This is a genomic window from Fusobacterium mortiferum ATCC 9817 (assembly GCF_000158195.2).
GTDB lineage: Bacteria > Fusobacteriota > Fusobacteriia > Fusobacteriales > Fusobacteriaceae > Fusobacterium_A > Fusobacterium_A mortiferum.
Window position 1 is genome coordinate 42,007 of the sequence record NZ_GL987987.1, and the last position, 21,011, is coordinate 63,017.

Below are 21,011 nucleotides of genomic sequence, written 5' to 3' on the forward strand. Positions count from 1 at the left end.
TGGAGGCAAAATGAGAATATTAGTAGTTGAAGATGATAAAGAGATACAGGAGCTAATAACATATTTTCTTTCTAAAGAAGGATACGAAGTAGACCAAGCAGATGATGGATTAGAGGGACTTAGACTTTTGAAAGAAAAACAACATAATTTAGTAGTATTAGATTTAATGTTGCCTAATTTAGATGGGAAAAATTTTACGAAAATAGTAAAAGGTATATCTTCAGAATATGGAGATCCAGCTATTATTATGTTAACTGCTAAAACAGAGATAGAAGATGTATTAGAGGGATTAGAAATAGGTGCTGATGATTATATGAAAAAACCTTTTGATCCAAGAGAATTAGTTTTAAGAGTTAAAAGATTTTTTAAAGAGGAAAAAAGAGAAGAAGAAGTAAAAAGAAAGTATGAATTTCTAGATTTAGTGATAGAAGATGATAAACATAGAGTTCTTTATAAAGGAGAAGAGATAGATTTTTCCAAAAAAGAGTATGATTTATTACTTTTATTGGTTTTAAATAAAAATTTAGTTATAACAAGAGAAAAAATATTAGATAAAATTTGGAAAAGTAATTACTATACTGGAGATAGAACAGTGGATGTATATATATCAAAATTGAGGGATAAGCTTCCTGAAATAAGCGAACATATAAAAACAATAAAAGGAGTGGGATACAAATTAGAAGAAAAGAGATAGCAATATTAATTATGATATTAATATTGGAAGGAATATTTATAGGAATAAACTCAAAAATACTTTCAAATCTATATCAAGAAAGAGCAAAACAGATTTTAAAAGAGGATACAATATTAGTAAAATTAGTAGCTGAAGGGAATCCACGTACAAAGTATCAAGAACTATTTTCAAATAATGCTTTAAGATTTACTTTAGTTGATTTAACAGGGAAAGTAGTATTTGATTCTAAAAAAACTGAAGAAGAAGAAAAGAGGATGGATAATCACCTTCAAAGAGAAGAGATTCAAGAAGCAATAGAAAAAAAAGAGAGTTTTACAATTAGGTATAGCGAAACTTTTGACACTGTGATGGCTTATTATGCAGTTTCTATAAAAAATAGTGTGGGGGAAGAATATATATTAAGAACTGCTAGTGAATACAGCAAAGAACTTTTACAGATAAGAGAATTTCTTTTAGTTCAGATAGTTTTCTTTTTAATATTAAATTATGTTATACATTTTTTCTATAAAAACTATATAAAAAGAGATTTTTATACTAAGATTAAAAGAATGAGAAAATTTCTTGAAAGTGGAGAAATGGAGAAAATAAATTACTCTAAAGATGAATATTGGCTTTTTGAATTTTGGGATATTTTAAAAGAGTGGCAAGGAAAAAATTTAAAAAATATTTCAAAGCTAGAGAAAGAGAGAAGAATACTTTCTGAAGTTTTACATTCAGTAGATCTGTTTATTGGATTGCTAGATAGTGAAGGGAAGTTTATTGTAAAAAATACATCTTTAAAATATGTGGTAGATCCATATGAAGAAAAATATTTAGAAGCAATAAAATATCTTGAATTGATAACTCCAATAAAAAATGGATTAGTAAATAAAAAAGAATACAGAGAGGATATTTATATACAAAGTCTTAAAAAATATTTTTTATTTACAATGAAGTATTTGGAATTTAGTAATAGATTTATAATTACAATTAAAGATATCACAAGTACAAGAGAAGCAGTAGAGGTTCAAAAAACATTTATAAATAATGTAAGTCATGAATTAAAAACACCACTTACTAATATCAAAGGATACTTAATAGCTCTAGAAGATGCACCAGAAGTAATGAGAAAAAAATTTTTAAATACCATTAAAACAAATGTTGAGAGATTAGAAAATATAGTTTTAGATTTTTTAAATATCTCTAAAATAGAAAATTCCAATTTAGTCAATATATCTCAAGTTGCAGTTGAAAAAATAAAAAAAGAACTTTTAGAGATTCTCTCAGGAAAAATTAATGAAAAAGGAGCTAAGGTAGATTTTTTATTTAATTTAACAGATGGAAGAGATTACTTAAAGGTAGACTCTGAAAAGATATTTATGATATTAAAAAATCTTATTGAAAATGGAATAATATATAATAAAAATTCAGAACCTGAAGTAATAGTTAAAGTAGATGAAAAAGGAGATAGGTATAATATAAGTGTAGAGGATAATGGAATAGGAATACCTATCTACGAGCAAGATAAGATATTTGAAAGATTCTATAGAATAGATAAGGCTAGAACAAGCAATTTAGGAGGAACAGGATTAGGACTTTCCATAGTAAAGACTCTCATTGAAAAATGTGGTGGAGGGCTTGTAATTGACTCTATTGAAGGAAAAGGCACAATATTTTCTTTCTACATTTTAAAATAAAGTATGGACTAGACTTATAAAAATATGGTATTATTTAAAAGTCTATAAATACAAATGAAAAGGGGTAAAAAAATGGCAAAAGTAAAACATGTAATAACAGCTTATAAAGCACAAATGAATCCACAGGTAAATGGAGTTATAGATATATTTGGAGAATTTGATAATCTTATTCAACCTATGTTCCCATTCCCAATGGCAAATCTTTCAGTAGTAGTAACTGTAACAGATTTACAAAGACCTACTATGTTTGAAGTAAGACTTAATGCTCCAGATGATACATTAATAACTAAGGGAGAGTTTGGAATTTTACCAGACCCATTTGGAGTAGGAAAGAAAATTTTAGATTTAGAGAAATTCTTAGTTGGAGAAAGAGGAAAGTATACAATAGATATATTTGAAAAGGTAGCTCAAGATAAAGTGAAATTCCTGTCAACAGAGGATTTATTCATAGCTGACTATCCACCACAAAGAAGATTATCCGATGAAGATAAAGCTAAGATATTAGCAACTGAAGGTGTAATAAAAACTGTAAGAACAGAGTTTAAAGCAGGAGAAGAAGTTATAAAACTTCAAGTAAATCTAGATAAAAATGCACCTATTGATGAAGGACATATAGCTATTCCAGAAAATGATAGATTGACAGTAGGAGATAGAGTTTTTGATTTAACTGGAATTAGAAGACAGATAGAATGGTTATTTGGAAATCCATTACCAAAAGCACCAGAAAAAAAAGAGGAAGAAACTGATAAAACTGTTGAAAAAACTGAGGAAAAACAATAAAAAATCCTTGACATAATTGAGGAAAACTAATATAATAGTAAGGTATATTAAACCTTTCCCACAAAGGACCGTTGCGTTATATTAGAGAAATATAACATAATTCAGGAGGAAATTTTAAAGTGAAAAAGTATACTTTTATGCAAAGAAAAGAAGATGTTGTTAGAGAATGGCATCACTATGACGCTGAAGGGCAAATATTAGGAAGATTAGCAGTTGAGGTTGCTAAAAAATTAATGGGTAAAGAGAAATTAACTTTTACTCCACACGTTGACGGAGGAGACTTCGTAGTAGTTACTAACGTTGAGAAATTAGTTGTAACTGGAAAAAAATTAACTGACAAAAAATACTACAATCACTCAGGATTCCCAGGAGGAATAAGAGAGAGAAAATTAGGAGAAATCCTAGAGAAAAAGCCAGAAGAACTATTAATGCTAGCTGTTAAGAGAATGCTTCCAAAAAATAAATTAGGAAGACAACAATTAACTAGATTAAGAGTATTTGCTGGAGCAGAGCACGCTCATACTGCACAAAAACCAGTAAAGGTAGAATTTTAATAGGGGGTAAATGACAGTGGCTGAAATGATTCAATATAGAGGAACTGGTAGAAGAAAAACTTCTGTAGCAAGAGTAAGATTAATTCCTGGAGGAAAAGGAATTGAAATAAACGGAAAAACTATGGCTGACTACTTTGGAGGAAGAGAAATCCTTTCTAAAATAGTTGAGCAACCTTTAGCTTTAACTGAAACTTTAGATAAATTTGAAGTTAAAGTTAACGTAATCGGAGGAGGAAACTCTGGACAAGCTGGAGCTATCAGACATGGAGTAGCAAGAGCTTTAATATTAGCTGATGAGACTTTAAAAGGAGCTTTAAGAGAAGCTGGATTCTTAACTAGAGACTCAAGAATGGTTGAAAGAAAGAAATACGGAAAGAAAAAATCAAGAAGATCTCCTCAATTCTCAAAAAGATAATTTGCATGGAATTATATACCTCACAAACTCAATGTTTGTGGGGTTTTTTCTTTATCTGAGATTTTAAAAAATTAAGAAAAATGATAGCCGTAGGTAACAAGTAGCCAACAAGTAGGTAACAAAATTATTCTTCTCTAACTAGCTAAAAATAGTACTTGGGAGAGAATTTTTAAACGATCTAAAAAAATGAAGGTATATAATAGATATCGTATATCTATTGAAAATAAGAAAATATAATATATAAAATTTTATAATAAAGAGAAATTATAAAAGATCTAGAGAAATTAAATCCCCTAGAGTATGAAAATAAAGCTCTTACTTAGATAACAGAAAAAAGGAACATCTATTGCAAAAGTTTTATTTAATATATTAACTAAATCATAGAATTTTTTTGAAATAATTTTAATAAAAATAGCCTTATTATTTACTACATCTAAAATCTTAGATAACTAAGATGAAGGATGTAGTTTTTTATAAATAAAATGTTACTTAAAATTTTATTTTTTTAAACTGATATCATTTTAATTGTATTATAAATGAAGAAAAAGATGATTTTTGCACGAATTAGTGAAGAAAAAAGTCCTTTTAAAAAGAAAAAAAATATATTAATATAAAATCATAAAACTTATATTAATTTAGAGAGGAGAAAAAATGTATTATGATAATTTAACAATAAAGCTATTAAAATCTATAGGTAAAAATATAGAAGAAGTTTCTAATGAGTTAAAAATTTCTGAAAGAACAATAAGATACAGAATAAAAGATTTAAATACAAATTTTTCTCTTCAAGATAACTCATTGTATATAGAGAAGAAAATAATAAAATTTAAAGGAGATATTTCATCTTTACAAAAAATTTTAGAAAAAGAAGAATACATATTTAATTCTGAAGAACGGATAGAATTAATATTATTGTTACTTCTCTTTAACTCTGAAGGTTATAAAGCGGATAAAATTTTGGATATTTTAGCTATTAGTAGAAGTACATTAAAAAGTGATTTAAAAGTAATTCGAAGTATTTTTAATTCTAAAAAAATAGAGTTAACTTCAAAAGCTAATAAAGGATTAATAGTAAGTGGAGAAGAATTAGAAATTCGTAAATTGTTATTGGATAAATTAAGAAGCTATTATGTTATTAAAAGGGAAAAATTAGAGATAGTAAGTAATTTTAATGCAATAAAAAAGGAAATAATAGAAAGTTTTATTTCAAAAGAATTAATAGAAAGAGTATCAATTTTTTTTGAAAAAATAAAAATAGAATTAAAGAAAAAAATTTCAGATGAAGCATTTCAGATAATTTATATATATATATTAATTACATTAAGAAGAATAGAAGTAGGTTTAAAATTAAGTAAATCTCAAAATTCTCAATTTATAAAATCAACAGAAGATTATAGGATTATTAAAAAAAATATAATTATTTTGGAGAATGAGAATTTAAAAATAATAGAAGAAGAAATATTAAAAATAACTGAGTTTATTTTAGGAGCACATACTTATAATTTTAATTATTCTTTTTATGAAAATTGGATTTTAATAGAAAAATTTATAGATAACTTAATTTATAGAATGAGTAAAAAAATAGAAAAAAATTTAATAGAAGATAAAATTTTAAGAGAAGGCTTGATAAATCACATTGTTCCTACTATATATAGATTAAAAAATAATTTAGAATTACAAGAATCAATCTCAAGTGAGATAAAAGAGGAATATCCACAATATTATTATTATATAAAAGAGTTTGTGAAAGAACTTGAGAATTATATAGGAAAAGATTTTTCCGAAAATGAATTAGCTTTTTTAGTAGTTCATTTTATATTAGCTATAAAAAGGTTAGATGAAAAGATTCAGAATCATAAAAGAGCAGTAATAGTTTGTGGCTTAGGATACGGAACTTCAAATTTATTAAAGCAAGAGATAGAAGAGTTGTTTGATATAGAAATAAAAGATGTAATTCCATTGAATAATTTAAAAGATATAGAGTTATTAGATATAGATTATATTATATCAACAATTGAAATAAAAGAAGAAAAAATCAAAATACCAATAATTAAAGTAAATACTTTTTTAAAGAAAGAAGATATTGTCAATTTATTAAATCATGGAATAAAAAATAAAAAAACTAATATAGAAGTAGATGAAATAATAAAAATAATAGAAGAATGTACTGATATAAAAGATAAAAAATTACTAAAAGAAAAATTAGTAAATTATACTTCGAAAAAAGAAAAGATAGAGAATCAAGTAGTATCTAAAAAATTATTAGAATTATTACCTTTAAAAAATATAAAACTAAATTTAGAACTTAAATCTTGGAAAGAAGTAATAGAAAAATCAGGAGAACTATTGTTAAAAAATCAATATATAAATAAGAAATATATTGAAGAAATGAAAAATAAAATAATTGAATTAGGAACTTATATGGTAATAGATAATAAAGTTTTATTACCACATGGTGAAATGAAAACAAATGTATTAAAAACAGGAATATCATATATACAATTAAAGAATGAAGTAGAATTTCCAGGAGGACTTCCTATAAAGCACATTTTTGCTTTATGTACTTTAAATTCAGAAGAACATATAAAAGGATTATTAGAATTAAAAGAATTATTAGAGGAAAAAGACTTACGAATAAAATTAGAAAAATGTTTTAATGAGATGGAAGTAATAAGTTTATTAAAAAGTTTAACATAAATTAAGGAGGGTTTAAAATGATATTACAAACTGAAAGAGAAAAGGTAGTGAAATACTTAAATTTACTTATTCAAAAAGGATTAACTAAAGGAACAGGAGGAAATATATCTATCTATAATAGAGAAAAAAATTTAGTAGCAATATCACCAAGTAGTATACCATATGATATCTTAACACCATATGATATTATGGTAGTTGATTTAGAAGGGAAAGTAGTTGATGGGAATCCAGACTATAAACCATCATCAGAAACAGAAATGCATTTAAGTGCTTATAGATCAAGAGAAGATTTTAGTGCATTTATTCATACCCATGCAATGTATTGTACAACAATTGCTTGTTTGAGAGAATCTTTAAAAGCAGTTGATTATATGTTAGCAATAACTGGAACAAATGAGGTAAAATGTGCTGAATATGCAACTTTTGGGACTCCAGAATTAGCCAAAAATGCAACAGAAGCTATTAGAGGAGCAAAAGCTTGTTTATTAGCTAATCATGGAGTAAATGTAGGAGCAGAAGATATAGAAAATGCTTTTGCTATAACAGAATATGCTGAATTTTGTGCAGAATTATATGTAAAAGCAAAAGCAATAGGAGAACCAGTAATTTTATCAAAAGAAGAAATTGATAAACATATAGAAAAATTTGGTTCATATTGTAAACTATAAAATTGAGAGTGAAGGATTATGTTTGAGGAAAAATATATATTTAGAATAGACGAGAGAATAACAAGGGATGAGATACTAGAAAAAGTGGGAAAAGTTTTTTATGAAGATAATATAGTAAAAGAAGAGTTTATTTCTGCAATAAAAAAAAGAGAAGAAGAGTTTCCTACAGGGTTAATATTAGAAGGTGGTACTAGAACAGCTATATCTCATTCAGATGATGAGTATGTATTAAAAGATAAAATAGCAATAGTAATCAGTAAAGAACCAATTATTTTTAAAAGTATTGAAGACTTAAATAAAGAAATAGGATGTAATGTTTTCTTTGTTATGGCGTTAACAAAAGAAAATAAAAATGATATTTTAGTTGTTTTAATGAATTTATTTGAAGAACACGAAGAGATTTTAGAAAAATTTAAAAAAATGAGTAATCAAGAAATATTAGAGTTTTTATTATAAGTTTGGAGGGAAAAATGGGGTTATTTAGCAAATTATTTAAAGGAAATAATGAAGAGAATAAAGAAATAAAAAATGAAGAAGTAGTTAAGGAAGAAATCATAAATACAGCTAAAGGAAGTAAATATAAGGCAATAATTGCTTGTGGAAGTGGAGTTGCAACTTCTACTATGGCAAGAAAAAAAATAGAAAAAGGTTTTGAAGAAAGAGGATTAAAAATAGAAATTATTCAATGTAAAATAGGAGAATTAGAGAATTTATCAAAAGCACAAAAACCAGATTTCGTAATACATACAGTTGTATTACCTCAAGGTTTGAGTTTTGATTGTCCTGTTTTTTCAGGAGTTCCATTTTTAACAGGAGTGGGTTTAACAAAAGCATTAGATGAAATAATAAATAGTTTGAAATAGGAGAGGGATTGAGTATGGGAATTATAAAAGCTTTATTGGATATGGGAGCAGTAGTTGTATTGCCCATTATAATATTTTTAGTAGGATTATTTTTTAGATTGAGAGTAAAGGATGCTTTTAAATCAGGACTAACAATAGGGATTGGATTTGTTGGAGTAAATTTAGTTATTGGAATGTTAGTAGGAAATTTAGGAACAGCAACTCAAAAAATGTCAGAAAGATTTAATCTTAATTTAACAACTATGGATGTTGGATGGCCAGTGGAATCTGCTATTTCTTTTGCAACTCCATTAGTAATATGGGTTTTTATTTTAGCTATTGTTATAAATATTATAATGTTAACAATGAACTGGACAAATGTAATGAACGTGGATTTATGGAACTTTTGGCATTTCATATTTACAGGAGCATTAGTTTATTATACTACAAATTCGATGGTTTTAGCTTTAATTGCAACTGCTATTTCAATTGTGATTATAATAAAATTAGCTGACTGGGCAGCTCCAATAATTAGTAAATACTTTGGAATGGAAGGAGTTACATTTGCTCATATGGAAACTGTTAACTGGTTACCAATAGGATATGGAATAAATAAGTTAATTGATATGATTCCAGGAATTAATAAGATTGATATTAGAATGAATTCAAATGAAAATAAAAATACTAATTCTTTAATGTCTGTATTTGGTGATCCTGCAATAATGGGATTGATTTTAGGAGCTATAATAGGAGCATTAGCAGGATATGGATGGAAAGAAATTTTAATGTTAGCAATGAATTTAGCTGCTGTAATGTTTTTAATGCCAAGAATGGTTAAAATTTTAATGGAAGGGTTAGTTCCAATTTCTGATGGAGCTCAAGAATTTATGAATGCTAAATTTCCTGGAAGAAAAGTTTATATAGGACTTGATGGAGCTATAGCAATAGGAGATCCAGGAATAATGTCAGTTGGGGTAATAATGGTTCCAATATCATTACTACTAGCTGTTATTTTACCAGGAAATACAATGCTTCCATTTGCTGACTTAGGAATAGTTCCAATTTTATTAACTTGGGCTATTATACCAGCTAAAGGAAATTTATTTAGAGCATTAGTATCATCAATAATTGTAATGAGTTTAATTTTATTAATTGGATCAGCAATGGCACCATTATTAACAACAATTGCAAAAGAAGTTGGATTTGCTATTCCAGAAGGAGTTGGAAGTGTTTCTTCACTTGATGGTGGTTCTCATGTGTTGTCATATATTTTATGGAAGGTATTTTCATTATTTTAATATCATAAAAAATATATAAAGTTAGAAGAAAATATTTGGAGGAAAAATTAAAATGGCAAGATACATATTAAATGAAACTAGTTATTTTGGTGTAGGAAGTAGAGAGAATCTAGCTACTGAGGTAAAAGCTAGAGGTTACAAAAAAGCTTTATTAGTGAGTGATAAAATACTAGAAAGCTGTGGAGTATTGGATAAAGTAAAAAAAGTTTTAGAAGATGCAAATATACCTTATGATGTATTTGTAGAAATTAAACAAAACCCAACTGTAAAAAACTGTAAAGATGGTTTAACAGCATTTAATGCAGCAGGAGCAGACTTCATAGTAGCAGTAGGTGGAGGATCAGTAATAGATACAGCTAAAGCTATAGCTATAACTAAAAACAATCCAGAATTTGAAGATATAAAATCATTAGAAGGAGTAGCACTAACACATACTAAATGTGTACCTATAATTGCTTTGCCAACAACATGTGGAACAGCAGCAGAGGTAACAATAAACTATGTAATAACATTAGAAGATGAAAATAGAAAAATAGTTTGTGTAGACCCTAAAGATATTCCATTAGTAGCAATAGTTGACGCAGAGTTAATGTTAACAATGCCAAATAAAACAATAGCAGCAACAGGAATGGATGCTTTAACACATGCAATAGAAGGATATATAACTAAGGGAGCTCATGTAATATCTGATATGTTTGAGATAAAAGCTATAGAACTAATAGCAAAACATCTAAGAGGAGCAGTAGCAGATAAAAACTTAGAAGATATGGATGGAATGAGTATAGCTCAATATGTAGCTGGAATGGGATTCTCAAATGTAGGATTAGGAATAGTACACTCAATGGCACACCCATTAGGAGCAGTATATGATATACCACATGGAATAGCAAATGCACTATTATTACCAACAGTAATGGAATTTAATATGTCAGCATGTATAGAAAAATATGGAGACATAGCAAGAGCTATGGGAGTAGATACTACAGGAATGAGCAAAGAAGTAGCAGCACAAGCAGCAGTAGATGCAGTAAGAAAATTAGCAATTGATGTAGGAATACCACAAACATTAAGAGAGATAGGAATACCAAAAGAAGGATTACCAAAACTATCAAAAGATGCTTTAGCAGATGTATGTACAGGTGGAAATCCAAAAGATGTAACTTTAGAAGATATTGAAAAACTATATAATAAAGTATATTAAAAATCATACTAAATACTAAGAGTTTTACATGGAATTATATACCTCACAAACTCAATGTTTGTGGGGTTTTTTCTTTATCTGAGATTTTAAAAAATTGAGAAAAATGATATCCGTAGGTAACACACAGGTAACATACAGGTAACAAAGTAATTTTTCTCTAGCAAGCTAAAAATAATATTTAGTAGAGAATTTTAAGGAATCTTAAAATTTTGATAAACTTAGAAATAAATATGTCTTAAAATTCTTTAAAAATATGATTTAATTTCTGAAAAAAATATTCTTATTCTAATATATTATTCAGTATATATTATACAAATATAACGTTCTAAAACAGATAAAAATAAAAAAAACTTGACAAAAATATAAAAAAATTGTATTCTATTGTTGTGAAAAGATTATTTTCAAATTTTTGAAAATAATGGAGGTGTTTATGGAAAGTAATAAATATAAGAAAATAGAAGTAGGAACAATTGAATTAGCTAAAGATATTCTTTCAAGAGAAATTGGAGAAAATATAGATACAATTATTAATTATTCAGAAAAATTTAATTTGTCATTAGGAACAATTCAAAAATCATTAACATTATTGAGTGAAAAAAATATAGTAAAATTAGTAAAAATGGGGAAATATGGAACTAGAATAGAGAAAATTGACTATAAAAAATTATTAAATATTTTAGGATATGAACATTTACTATGTGTGATGCCTATAACTTATTCATCAAGATATAAAAAAATAATGGATAGTATAAATGATAGTTTTAAAATTCCAATTTCATTATATTTTTCACATATGCGTGGTGGATATGTAAGACTTAAATTGATTGAACAAGGTGTTTTTCAATTTGGAGTTGTATCAAAATTGGCAGCACAAGAAGCTATTACATCAGGATTAAATTTAGAGATTATTGAAGAATTTGGTCCAAGAACATATGTTACTAAACATGTTATTTTAAAAAGAAAAGATGGATTAGTAAGAAGAGTGGGGGTAGATTTAGAATCAAACGATCATACATTTTTAACTAATCTTAATTTTCAAAAAAATGAAAATATAGATTTCCAAGAAATAAAGTATTCAGAAGTAATAGAGAAATTAATAGATAAAACTATAGATGCAGCAATTTGGAATTACGATGATGTTTTAGATAAATTAATATTATTGGAAAAAAATAACATTGTTATTGAAGATTTAAAAGATGAAAGTGGAATTAGTTTATTGGCAACAGAATCAGTTATAGTAATTCCTAAAAATAATAAAATCATGAAAACACTTTTTAATAAGTTTTTTGATAAAGAAAATTTTAAATTAATGGATTAGGTGAGGAGGAGTAATGGATTTACAAACAAGACTTGAAATTTTATGTTCAACAGGAACAATTAGTAATGAAACAAGGGAAGTGATGTTAAATGTAATAAAAATGTTTCAAGAAAAACATCAAATTACATTAACAGAAGAAAATGGAGCTATGATGACAACTCATTTATCAATGGCTATAACAAGAGTAAAAAATAATGAGCCAGTAAAAGTGATTAATGAAGAGGTTTATCAAGAAATATTAGAAAGTGAATTCTTAGAAAAAGCCCAAGAAATATATAAAGATTTGGAAAGTGTTTTAGATGTAAAATTACCAGAAGATGAAAAAAAATATATGTTAGTAAATATATGTACAATATTAGATATTATAAATAATTAGGAGGAGAATTTTTATGAAAAAAATAGTTATTGGAGGACAAATCGATAAAGAAAAATTAGCAGAAGTAGTAAGAAAAATCGCAGGAGAAAAAGCAAGTGTAACAATAAAAAGCGATATAGAAGCAGCTATGGATGTTAAAACAGGAATGGCAGATATTTATTTAGGAGCTTGTAACACTGGTGGTGGAGGAGCTTTAGCAATGGCTATAGCATTATTAGGAGCAAATAATTGTGCTACAGTATCAATGCCAGGAAACATAAAATCTGATGTAGAAATAGTAGCAGAGGTTAATGCAGGTAAAAAAGCATTTGGATTTACAGCACAACACATAGAACAAGTAGTTCCAGTAATTTTAAAGGAAATTTTAAAATAAGGAGTGTGTTAGTATGAATTATATAGTTGCAATTTTGCTGGGAGCACTAGCTTCATTTTTAGCAAATAGAGGTGTTGCAGTATTTAATGATGGATTAAGACCAATTGTTCCAGAGTTTTTAGAAGGAAGAATGGATAGAAAATCTTTGGCAGCAACAAGTTTTGCACTAAGCTTTGGACTTGTTGTGGGATTTGGAATTCCATTTTCGTTGACAACACCAATAATATTAGTGCATAGTATTTTATTAGCAACAGATATAATAGGAACATCATTTAGTGCAGATAAAAAGGGAGCAATCTTATCAACAGTTGTTGGTGGAATATATGGATTATTAATAACATTAGGTTTAAAAATAATTGTGGAATTATTTGCAAAATTACCTGTAAATTTTTTACCAGCATTAGGAAAAGTAGGGGCACCAATAATTGTTGCATTTGCAGCTTTTCCTGCTTTAGTAGTAGCTTATCAATATGGATTTAAAAAAGGAGCAACAACATTTATCGTAACTATTTTGATTAGACAGTTATTTCAAGTGTATGGAAAAATTTCTTTTGGTGGAAGTACAATAGCTTTAAATCCAGATGGAATGGCTTTATTAGTAGGAATGATTATAATGGTAACTTTTGCAATGAGAGAAAAATCAACAACTACTGGTGTTGGTTCAAATGAGATGCTATTAAATATATTTGCTGCTAGAGTAGAAAGAATTAAGAAAAATATGATTCCATTAGGATTAATGAGAGGAGTTATATCAGCAGCAATAAGCTTAAATTTAATTGCAGGAGATCCTATTTCTTTAAACTTATTAGCAGAAGGAAAGATATCAGAAGCAGGGTTAGCAGCTTTAGCTAGAGCGATTGGATTTGTTCCTCTAGTAGCAACAACAGCTATAGCAACAGGAGTATATGCCCCAGCAGGAATGACATTTGTATTTGTAATTGGGATATTTTTAAGAAATCCTATTATAGCTTTTGTAGGTGGAGTATTAGCAATTATTGTTGAAATTTGTGCTTTAGGTGCAATAGCTAAATTTTTAGATAAATTCCCAGGAGTTAAAGCATGTGGAGACCAAATTAGAACTGCAATGTCAAAAGTTCTTGAAATTTCTTTAATAGTTGGAGGAATGATAGCAGCAGATGCAATGGCTCCAGGATTAGGATATTTATTTGTTGCAGGAGTATATGTGTTAAATAAAACAGCAAAAAAACCTTTAGTAGATATGGCAGTAGGACCAGTTTCGGCAATTGCATTAGGAATAATATTAAATATTTTTTCACTTATAGGATTATATGCAGGATAAAATTAAAGATTTAAGAGGAGCAGGTGCTCCTCTTAAATTATAAAATATGAGGTTGAGCTATGGAAAAAATTTTAGCAGGAATTGATAGAACAAAAAATTTTATTGGAAAGACAGTTAAGGAACAAAACCCAAATATTCTTTTAGATTTTTTTAAAAATAAGGGAAAAACAATAGGGGTAAAAGATACTAAAGAAATTGATAATAATTTAATAAAAAAACTTCTAAGAAATGGATATATTTGGAATACAATAGATTTTTCATCTGATAGAGGAAGAGCCATTGATATAAGATTATTAAATCCAATAACTTCAAAAGTCATGACAGGGTCATCAAGTGGAACAGCAATAAATGTTCTTTATGGATTAAATACAGTGGGGATAGGAACTGATGGTGGTGGTTCTGTTTTAGGACCAGCAATTTCTTTAAACCTATATTCTGCACTTTTATCTGGAATGGGATTAAAAGGTAAAAATAAAAAAAAATCAACAGATGAAATAGCTTTTATTGCTGGAATTGGATTTATAACTCAAAATTTTATGGAACTAGAGAAAGTTTTAAAAATTTTTTATGAAGAAAGTGAAAAAAAATTAAAAAAATTAGTTTTAAGCGATACTCTTGAGAAAGAGATAGGGGATAAACTAAAAAATAATTATGAGATTACAATTTGGAAAGATAAATCACTTTTCTCTAGAGAAGAATTGATGACAGAATTGAATAATATTTTTCAGAAGGGAGATGTATTTATATACATTGAGAAAAATATAGAAGTAGAAGGTATAGGAGACAGTGTTTTAGGAAGTTTAGGAGATAGTGGTAAAGTTTTTCAAGAAAATTCTAATAAAAAATTTTTAAAAGTTTTTAATATGCTTGATTGTACTGCAATTACAATTCCTTTAAAAAATATTGGAAGTTCCATAGTAATAGCAACACCAAAAGGAAAGAATGGTTTGAAATATGTTTTAGAAATAGGAAAAATATTAGACTATGAATATCGTCCAAAATTATTTCAAGAATATTTTTTAAATTATCCTTTAAAGAGAATAGATAATAGAACATTTGAAATTTTAGAGGAGATGTAGAGATGAAAGATATAACATATATACATGAACATATGACAATAGATTTATCTGGAGTAAAAAATAATATTGACTGTAAATTAAATGATTTTGAAAAAACAAAAAAAGAATTATTAAGATTAAAAGAATTAGGAGTAACAAGAATAGTTGATGTTACAAATATGGGAATGGGAAGGAATGTTGAATTTATAACAAGATTAGAAAAGGAAACAGGAATAGAAATTTTAATGTCAACAGGTTATTATAAAGAACCATTTTTTCCAAAGGAAGTTGAAAAGTTAAGTATAGAAAAATTAGAAGAAAAATTAATAAACGATATAAAAATAGGAATAGATGGAACAAATAAAAAAGCAACTTTTATTGGTGAAATAGGAACAGGCTTTGAAAAAATGACTTCACTTGAAGAGAAAGTTTTTATAGTAGCAAGTAGAGTACAGAAAAAAACAGGAGTATATATATCAACACATACAAGTCTAGGAAAATTAGGACATGAACAGTTAGATATAATTGAAAAAAATGGGGGAAATTTAGAAAAAGTTATTTTAGGACATACTGATTTATCAAAAGATATACATTATATAGAGACTTTATTAAAAAGGGGAGTTTATATTTCTTTTGATACAATAGGAAAAATAAACTATCTTTCAGAAGAAAAAAGAATTGAATATATTAAATATTTATGTGATAGAGGATGGGAAAATAAAATTTTACTATCAGTAGATTTAACAAGACAATCTCATTTAAAAGAGAATGGTGGAATAGGATATTCATATTTACTTGAGGAATTTGTTCCTAAGTTACTTGAAAATGGGGTAGAATTAGAAAAAATAGAAAAGTTTTTAGTTGAAAATCCAAAAAAAATTTTAGGAATAAAGTAGAAAGGAGAAAATGATGAAAACATATCCATTAGAATCAATTACATTAGAAGAAGCAAAGAGAAAACAATTTAAATTAATAGATATAATTACAAGAAAATTTAGGGGAAGTGAAATTTTAACAAGAGGAGATCTAGGAGTAGTAAAGGGATTAAATAAACCAAGAACTACCAAGAAGGTTGAAGAAGTAATAGCAGATTTTTTTGGGGTAGAGAAAGCTGTTTTAGTTAGAGGAGCAGGGACAGCGGCTATAAAATGGGGATTATATAGTATTTTAAAGAATTCTAAAACAAGAAAGGTATTAGTACATAAAGCACCTATTTATCCAACAACTTTAGTATCTTTACAAATGTTAAATACAAATATTTTAGAAGCAGATTATAATAATTTAGAAGAACTAGAAAGAATTTTAAAAAATGAGAAGATTGATGTAGCAATAGTACAATATACTCGTCAAAAAATAGATGATAGTTATAAAATTGATGAGGTAATAGAAAAAATAAAAGAATATGAAGTTCCTATATTAACGGATGATAATTATGCAGTAATGAAAGTTAAGGATATTGGAGTTGAATTAGGAGCTAATTTATCAGCATTTTCAACTTTTAAATTATTAGGACCAGAGGGAATAGGATGTTTAGTTGGAAATGAGAAATATATATCTCAAGTAGTAGAATCAAATTATTCTGGTGGTGGACAAGTTCAAGGGCATGAAGCATTAGATGTATTAAGAGGAATGGTATATGCTCCTGTTTCTCTGGCTATTCAAGGAGAAGTAAATGACGAATTAATTCAAATTTTAAACAATGGAAGATTATCATTTATAAAAAATGCATATTTAGTAAATGCTCAATCAAAAGTTGTTATTGTTGAGTTAAAAGAAAATATAGCAGAAGAAATGTTAGTACACTCTGAAAAGTTAGGAGCTTTACCAAATCCAGTAGGAGCTGAGTCAAAATATGAATTTTCTCCATTATTCTATAGAGTGTCAGGTACATTTAGAAAAACAGATCCAACACTTGAAAAAAGAATGATTAGAATAAATCCTAATAGAGCAGGAGTGGAGACAATAATTAGAATTTTAGAAGAAAGCTATAAGAAAGTAAAGGGGGAATAGGTAATGTTTTTAAATAAATTACAAGAAAGAAATCCAAATTTACTAAATGCAGCAATTGAATTTCATCAAAAAGGATTACTTTTTCCAGATACATATCTATTGGATGTAGATACTATTTTAGATAATGCTAGGTTATTAATAGAAGAAGCGAAAAAAAATAATATAAAGTTATATGCAATGACAAAACAAATAGGAAGAATACCTTTTTTAGCTAAAAAAATTTTAGAGTTAGGATATTCAGGAGTGGTTGCTGTTGATTTTAAAGAAGCAGAAATAATGATAGAGAATAATATTCCTCTTGGAAATGTAGGACATTTAGTACAAACACCAACAAGGTTACTTGAGAAAATTATAAAAAGCAATGTTGAAATAATGACAGTTTATTCTTATGAAAAGATAGAACAAATAGATAAAGTAGCTAAGAAATTAAATAAGATACAAAATATTATGTTGAGAGTATTAGAAGAAGATAGCACAATATATTCAGGACAAAGTGGTGGATTTTATTTAAATGAACTTGAAGGGCTTTGTATGAAGATAAAAAAACTAAAAAATATTAAAATAAATGGATTAACTTCTTTCCCTTGTTATTTATATGATAAAAGTATAAATAAGGTTAAATCTACAAAAAATGTTGAAACTATAAAAAAAGCACAAGATATTTTAAGAAAACATGGAATAGAAGCAGAACAACTTAATACTCCTTCAGCAACAAGTTTAGCTAATATAGAGAATATTAAAGAAAATGGTGGAACACATGGAGAACCAGGACATGCATTAACTGGAACTACACCATTTAATGCATATAATAGTGAGGGAGAAAAACCAGCAATTTTATATCTATCAGAAGTTTCTCATAATTTAGGAGGAAAAGGTTATTTTTATGGTGGAGGACATTATAGACGTTCTGGAATAGAGAATGTTTTAGTAGGAGATAAATTGGAATCTATGAAGAAAATAAAAGTAACTCCTCCAACAGATGAAAGTATAGATTATTATTTTGAGCTTAATGAAGAAGCAAATGTTGGAGATACAGTTTTAGGAGCATTTAGAACACAAATATTTGTAACAAGAAGTGATGTTGCTTTAATAGGTGGATTGAAGGAAAATAAACCATATATAATAGGAATATATGATAGTTTAGGAAGGGAGAAATAAATGGGAAGATTTATAGTTCTTGTTTTGGATAGCTTTGGAATTGGTGAAATGGAAGATGTAAAGACAACAAGACCACAAGATATAGGAGCAAATACATATAAAAGTGTTATTTCTAAAAATAAAGAGATAAATATTCCTAATTTGCAAAAATTAGGATTAGCAAATGCAGCTAATTTAGAAGTTGATAATATAAAATTTTCGAGTACAGCTATTTTTGGAAAAAGTAAATTGAAACATTTTGGATGTGATACATTTTATGGACATCAAGAGTTAATGGGAACAGAACCAAAAGAACCTATAAATGAACCTTTTTTTAAAAATATAGATGAAGTTGAAAAAAAATTATTGATTGAAGGTCATAAAGTAGAAAGATATGGTGCTGAACAAAAAATATTAATCGTAGATGATTGTTTAAGTATAGGAGATAATTTAGAAGCTGATTTAGGACAAGTGTATAATATAACAGGAACTTTTGATAAAATTAGTTTTGATAATCTATTAAAAATAGGAAAAATAGTTAGGGAAATTGTAAAGGTTCCTAGAGTAATAACTTTTGGTGGAGAAGACGTAACTTTAGATGATATAAAAAATGCATATGAATGTAAAGATAACATATATGCAGGAGTAAATGCACCAAAATCAAAAGTTTATAATAAAGGATATCAAGTACAGCATTTAGGTTATGGCGTAAAAACAGAAGTACAACTTCCAAATATTTTAGGAACAGAGATAAAAACTATTTTAATTGGGAAAGTAGCTGATATTGTTGAAAATAAATATGGGAAATCAATATTTGCAGTAGATAGTGAATTAGCTATGAATAAACTTATAGAAGAAATAAAAAATAATAAGAAAGCATTCATATGTGCAAATATACAGGAAACAGATTTGGCTGGACATCAAGAAAATGCAAAAAAATACGCTGAAAAATTAGAAATAGTTGATAGGAAGTTAAATGAATTATTGCCTTTATTAAATGACGAAGATATTTTAATTATAACAGCAGATCATGGAAATGATCCAGAAATAAAACATTCACATCACACAAGAGAAAATGTTCCTATTTTAATTTATAAAAAAAATATTGATAAATTAAAAAATATAGGAGAAATGGAAAGTCTAGCAGATATAGGACAAACTGTAGCAGAATATTTTGGGAAAAAATTACCAGAAAATGGGAAATCATTTTTAGAAAAAATTTAAAAAGAGAGTGTAATTAATTTTGTGTATTTACTCTCTTGATTATTAGAATTAAACTAGTTTAGTAGAGACTGAAGAACTTAGATATTTTTCAGTCTTTCTTCATATTTTGTTGTCAATTATTCTTTAATAAAATACTAATCTCTCATATATTTTATAAGCTCAATGTTTATGTTTTTTCTTTACCTGAGATTTTAAAAATATTATTTAACTCAATAAAAAATGGAAATCCATATACCTAGAAATAGATATATAAATTTCCATAGTAGAATTATTTATTTTTATCATATCACATTATTTTAGAGAAAAGTGTGAAAATTTACACTTTTTTTTAAAGAATAATGTGTAAATCTCCACATAATTTATTATTTTATTAATTCTACATTTTTTCTTAATTCTTCAATATCCTTATGAGTATATATTTTTTCAGTAGTAGCATAACTTTCATGTCCTATCATCTTCTTGATAGCTGTAGCATTTGCATTAGCATTACTAAGAAGAGTAGCAAAGGTATGACGGCAATCGTGAGGTCTATGTTCCATATTTAGTTGCTCCATAATAGGAATGAATTTTTCTTTATAGTAGTTGTCATATTTCATCTTTTTACCCTTGAAGTTGATGATTAGATACTGGTTATCTTTATTATATCTCTTTTCAATTAAAGGGAATATTTTAGGATGAATAGGTACTAATCTATTTTTACCTGCTTCTGTTTTTAATCCTCCAGTCATAGTCATATTAACAAGGTCTATATTCTTAGTTTCAAGTTCTAATAATTCTCCTATTCTAAAACCACTATATATCATAATAAGTATAGTATCTATAAATTCAATATCATCTATATGCTTCCATAGTAACTCTATCTCTTTATTACTAAATGGTTCTCTCTTACTCTCCTCACTAGCTTTTCCAATATCAACAAACTCACTATAATCCTTTGTTATAATATCATTTTGCATAGCATAGGCGAACATTTGTCCAAATAGAAATTTTATTTTCTTTTTAGTTGCTTGTCCTTTAGAACAGTTATCTATTGCTTCTTGTAAATGTCTAGCTTTAATATCTTTTATTTTCATATTATGAAGCTTTTCAATATTATTATAAGCAATTGATAACCTAGTATAGCAGAATGACTAACTTTAGGATATTTAAGTTTACTCCATTTTTCATATACATCTTTAAATAAGATATTTGACAAATCTAAATCATAAGGATTATCCAGGTAGTCAATAAGAGCTTTTTGAGCTTCTTTTTGTGTAACATATGTTCCTATAGTTTTTCGTATTTGGCGACCTGTACTTTCATCCCAACCTAATGTTACTCTAGCTATATATGGTTTTCTTCTAATTCCACTTAATTTACTGACACTTCCATTTCCATTAGCTTTTTTCAT

General features: G+C 27.0%; 22 protein-coding genes. 20 read left to right on the forward strand and 2 right to left on the reverse strand.

Going from position 1 to position 21,011, the window contains the following annotated elements; translation table 11 throughout:
* Positions 1-10: 10 nt before the first annotated feature.
* From FMAG_RS00245 to FMAG_RS00340, 20 genes are all read left to right on the forward strand, one after another.
* Positions 11-694, forward strand: coding sequence for a response regulator transcription factor (locus FMAG_RS00245; RefSeq protein WP_005882920.1), 684 nt, complete (start codon positions 11-13; stop codon positions 692-694).
* Positions 695-705: 11 nt separating this feature from the next.
* Positions 706-2,370, forward strand: a complete 1,665-nt coding sequence (locus FMAG_RS00250; protein ID WP_005882922.1) for a sensor histidine kinase — start codon at positions 706-708, stop codon at positions 2,368-2,370.
* A 72-nt stretch (positions 2,371-2,442) separates the two neighbouring features.
* A complete protein-coding gene (locus tag FMAG_RS00255) occupies positions 2,443-3,150 on the forward strand; it encodes a hypothetical protein (protein WP_005882925.1) in 708 nt (235 codons plus the stop codon).
* Positions 3,151-3,269: 119 nt separating this feature from the next.
* Complete coding sequence (rplM, locus tag FMAG_RS00260; protein ID WP_005882927.1) at positions 3,270-3,704, forward strand: 50S ribosomal protein L13; 435 nt, start codon at positions 3,270-3,272, stop codon at positions 3,702-3,704.
* A gap of 16 nt (positions 3,705-3,720) precedes the next feature.
* Positions 3,721-4,119 (forward strand): 30S ribosomal protein S9, encoded by a 399-nt coding sequence (gene rpsI, locus FMAG_RS00265; RefSeq protein WP_005882929.1) that lies wholly within the window; start codon positions 3,721-3,723, stop codon positions 4,117-4,119.
* Positions 4,120-4,770: 651 nt separating this feature from the next.
* Positions 4,771-6,816 (forward strand): PTS sugar transporter subunit IIA, encoded by a 2,046-nt coding sequence (locus tag FMAG_RS00270; protein ID WP_005882930.1) that lies wholly within the window; start codon positions 4,771-4,773, stop codon positions 6,814-6,816.
* Positions 6,817-6,833: 17 nt separating this feature from the next.
* Positions 6,834-7,484, forward strand: a complete 651-nt coding sequence (locus tag FMAG_RS00275) for an L-fuculose-phosphate aldolase (RefSeq protein ID WP_005882931.1) — start codon at positions 6,834-6,836, stop codon at positions 7,482-7,484.
* Positions 7,485-7,502: 18 nt separating this feature from the next.
* Entirely contained in the window at positions 7,503-7,940 is a 438-nt protein-coding gene (locus tag FMAG_RS00280) for a PTS sugar transporter subunit IIA (RefSeq protein ID WP_005882932.1), read from the forward strand.
* A 14-nt stretch (positions 7,941-7,954) separates the two neighbouring features.
* The gene (locus FMAG_RS00285; RefSeq protein ID WP_005882933.1) at positions 7,955-8,347 is read left to right on the forward strand and encodes a PTS sugar transporter subunit IIB; all 393 of its coding nucleotides are present in this window, start codon (positions 7,955-7,957) and stop codon (positions 8,345-8,347) included.
* A gap of 14 nt (positions 8,348-8,361) precedes the next feature.
* The gene (locus FMAG_RS00290; RefSeq protein WP_005882934.1) at positions 8,362-9,624 is read left to right on the forward strand and encodes a PTS galactitol transporter subunit IIC; all 1,263 of its coding nucleotides are present in this window, start codon (positions 8,362-8,364) and stop codon (positions 9,622-9,624) included.
* A 52-nt stretch (positions 9,625-9,676) separates the two neighbouring features.
* Positions 9,677-10,825, forward strand: a complete 1,149-nt coding sequence (gene fucO, locus FMAG_RS00295; protein WP_005882935.1) for a lactaldehyde reductase — start codon at positions 9,677-9,679, stop codon at positions 10,823-10,825.
* Between the two features lie 430 nt (positions 10,826-11,255).
* Positions 11,256-12,143: a YhfZ family protein gene (locus tag FMAG_RS00300; RefSeq protein WP_005882936.1), complete on the forward strand. Its 888-nt coding sequence runs from the start codon at positions 11,256-11,258 to the stop codon at positions 12,141-12,143.
* Between the two features lie 13 nt (positions 12,144-12,156).
* On the forward strand, positions 12,157-12,519 hold the full coding sequence (locus tag FMAG_RS00305; protein WP_005882937.1) for a PRD domain-containing protein: 363 nt from the start codon (positions 12,157-12,159) through the stop codon (positions 12,517-12,519).
* Positions 12,520-12,532: 13 nt separating this feature from the next.
* A complete protein-coding gene (locus FMAG_RS00310; RefSeq protein WP_005882938.1) occupies positions 12,533-12,892 on the forward strand; it encodes a DUF2620 domain-containing protein in 360 nt (119 codons plus the stop codon).
* Between the two features lie 13 nt (positions 12,893-12,905).
* Positions 12,906-14,192 (forward strand): YhfT family protein, encoded by a 1,287-nt coding sequence (locus FMAG_RS00315; RefSeq protein ID WP_005882939.1) that lies wholly within the window; start codon positions 12,906-12,908, stop codon positions 14,190-14,192.
* A 59-nt stretch (positions 14,193-14,251) separates the two neighbouring features.
* Positions 14,252-15,271: an amidase family protein gene (locus FMAG_RS00320; RefSeq protein WP_005882940.1), complete on the forward strand. Its 1,020-nt coding sequence runs from the start codon at positions 14,252-14,254 to the stop codon at positions 15,269-15,271.
* Between the two features lie 2 nt (positions 15,272-15,273).
* Positions 15,274-16,146, forward strand: coding sequence for a phosphotriesterase family protein (locus FMAG_RS00325; RefSeq protein WP_005882941.1), 873 nt, complete (start codon positions 15,274-15,276; stop codon positions 16,144-16,146).
* A gap of 13 nt (positions 16,147-16,159) precedes the next feature.
* A complete protein-coding gene (locus FMAG_RS00330; protein ID WP_005882943.1) occupies positions 16,160-17,260 on the forward strand; it encodes an aminotransferase class V-fold PLP-dependent enzyme in 1,101 nt (366 codons plus the stop codon).
* Between the two features lie 3 nt (positions 17,261-17,263).
* Entirely contained in the window at positions 17,264-18,418 is a 1,155-nt protein-coding gene (locus FMAG_RS00335) for an alanine racemase (RefSeq protein ID WP_005882945.1), read from the forward strand.
* Positions 18,419-19,621 carry a phosphopentomutase gene (locus tag FMAG_RS00340; protein WP_005882947.1) on the forward strand — a complete coding sequence of 401 codons (1,203 nt, stop codon included), beginning with the start codon at positions 18,419-18,421 and terminating at the stop codon, positions 19,619-19,621.
* 362 nt (positions 19,622-19,983) lie between these two features.
* Here FMAG_RS00340 and FMAG_RS00345 read toward each other — a convergent pair whose 3' ends face one another.
* Together FMAG_RS00345 and FMAG_RS13955 are read right to left on the reverse strand one after the other, a co-directional pair.
* The gene (locus FMAG_RS00345; RefSeq protein WP_261660667.1) at positions 19,984-20,694 is read right to left on the reverse strand and encodes a tyrosine-type recombinase/integrase; all 711 of its coding nucleotides are present in this window, start codon (positions 20,692-20,694) and stop codon (positions 19,984-19,986) included.
* A complete protein-coding gene (locus tag FMAG_RS13955) occupies positions 20,691-21,011 on the reverse strand; it encodes an Arm DNA-binding domain-containing protein (RefSeq protein WP_261660668.1) in 321 nt (106 codons plus the stop codon). The genes FMAG_RS00345 and FMAG_RS13955 overlap by 4 nt, the downstream gene beginning before the upstream one ends.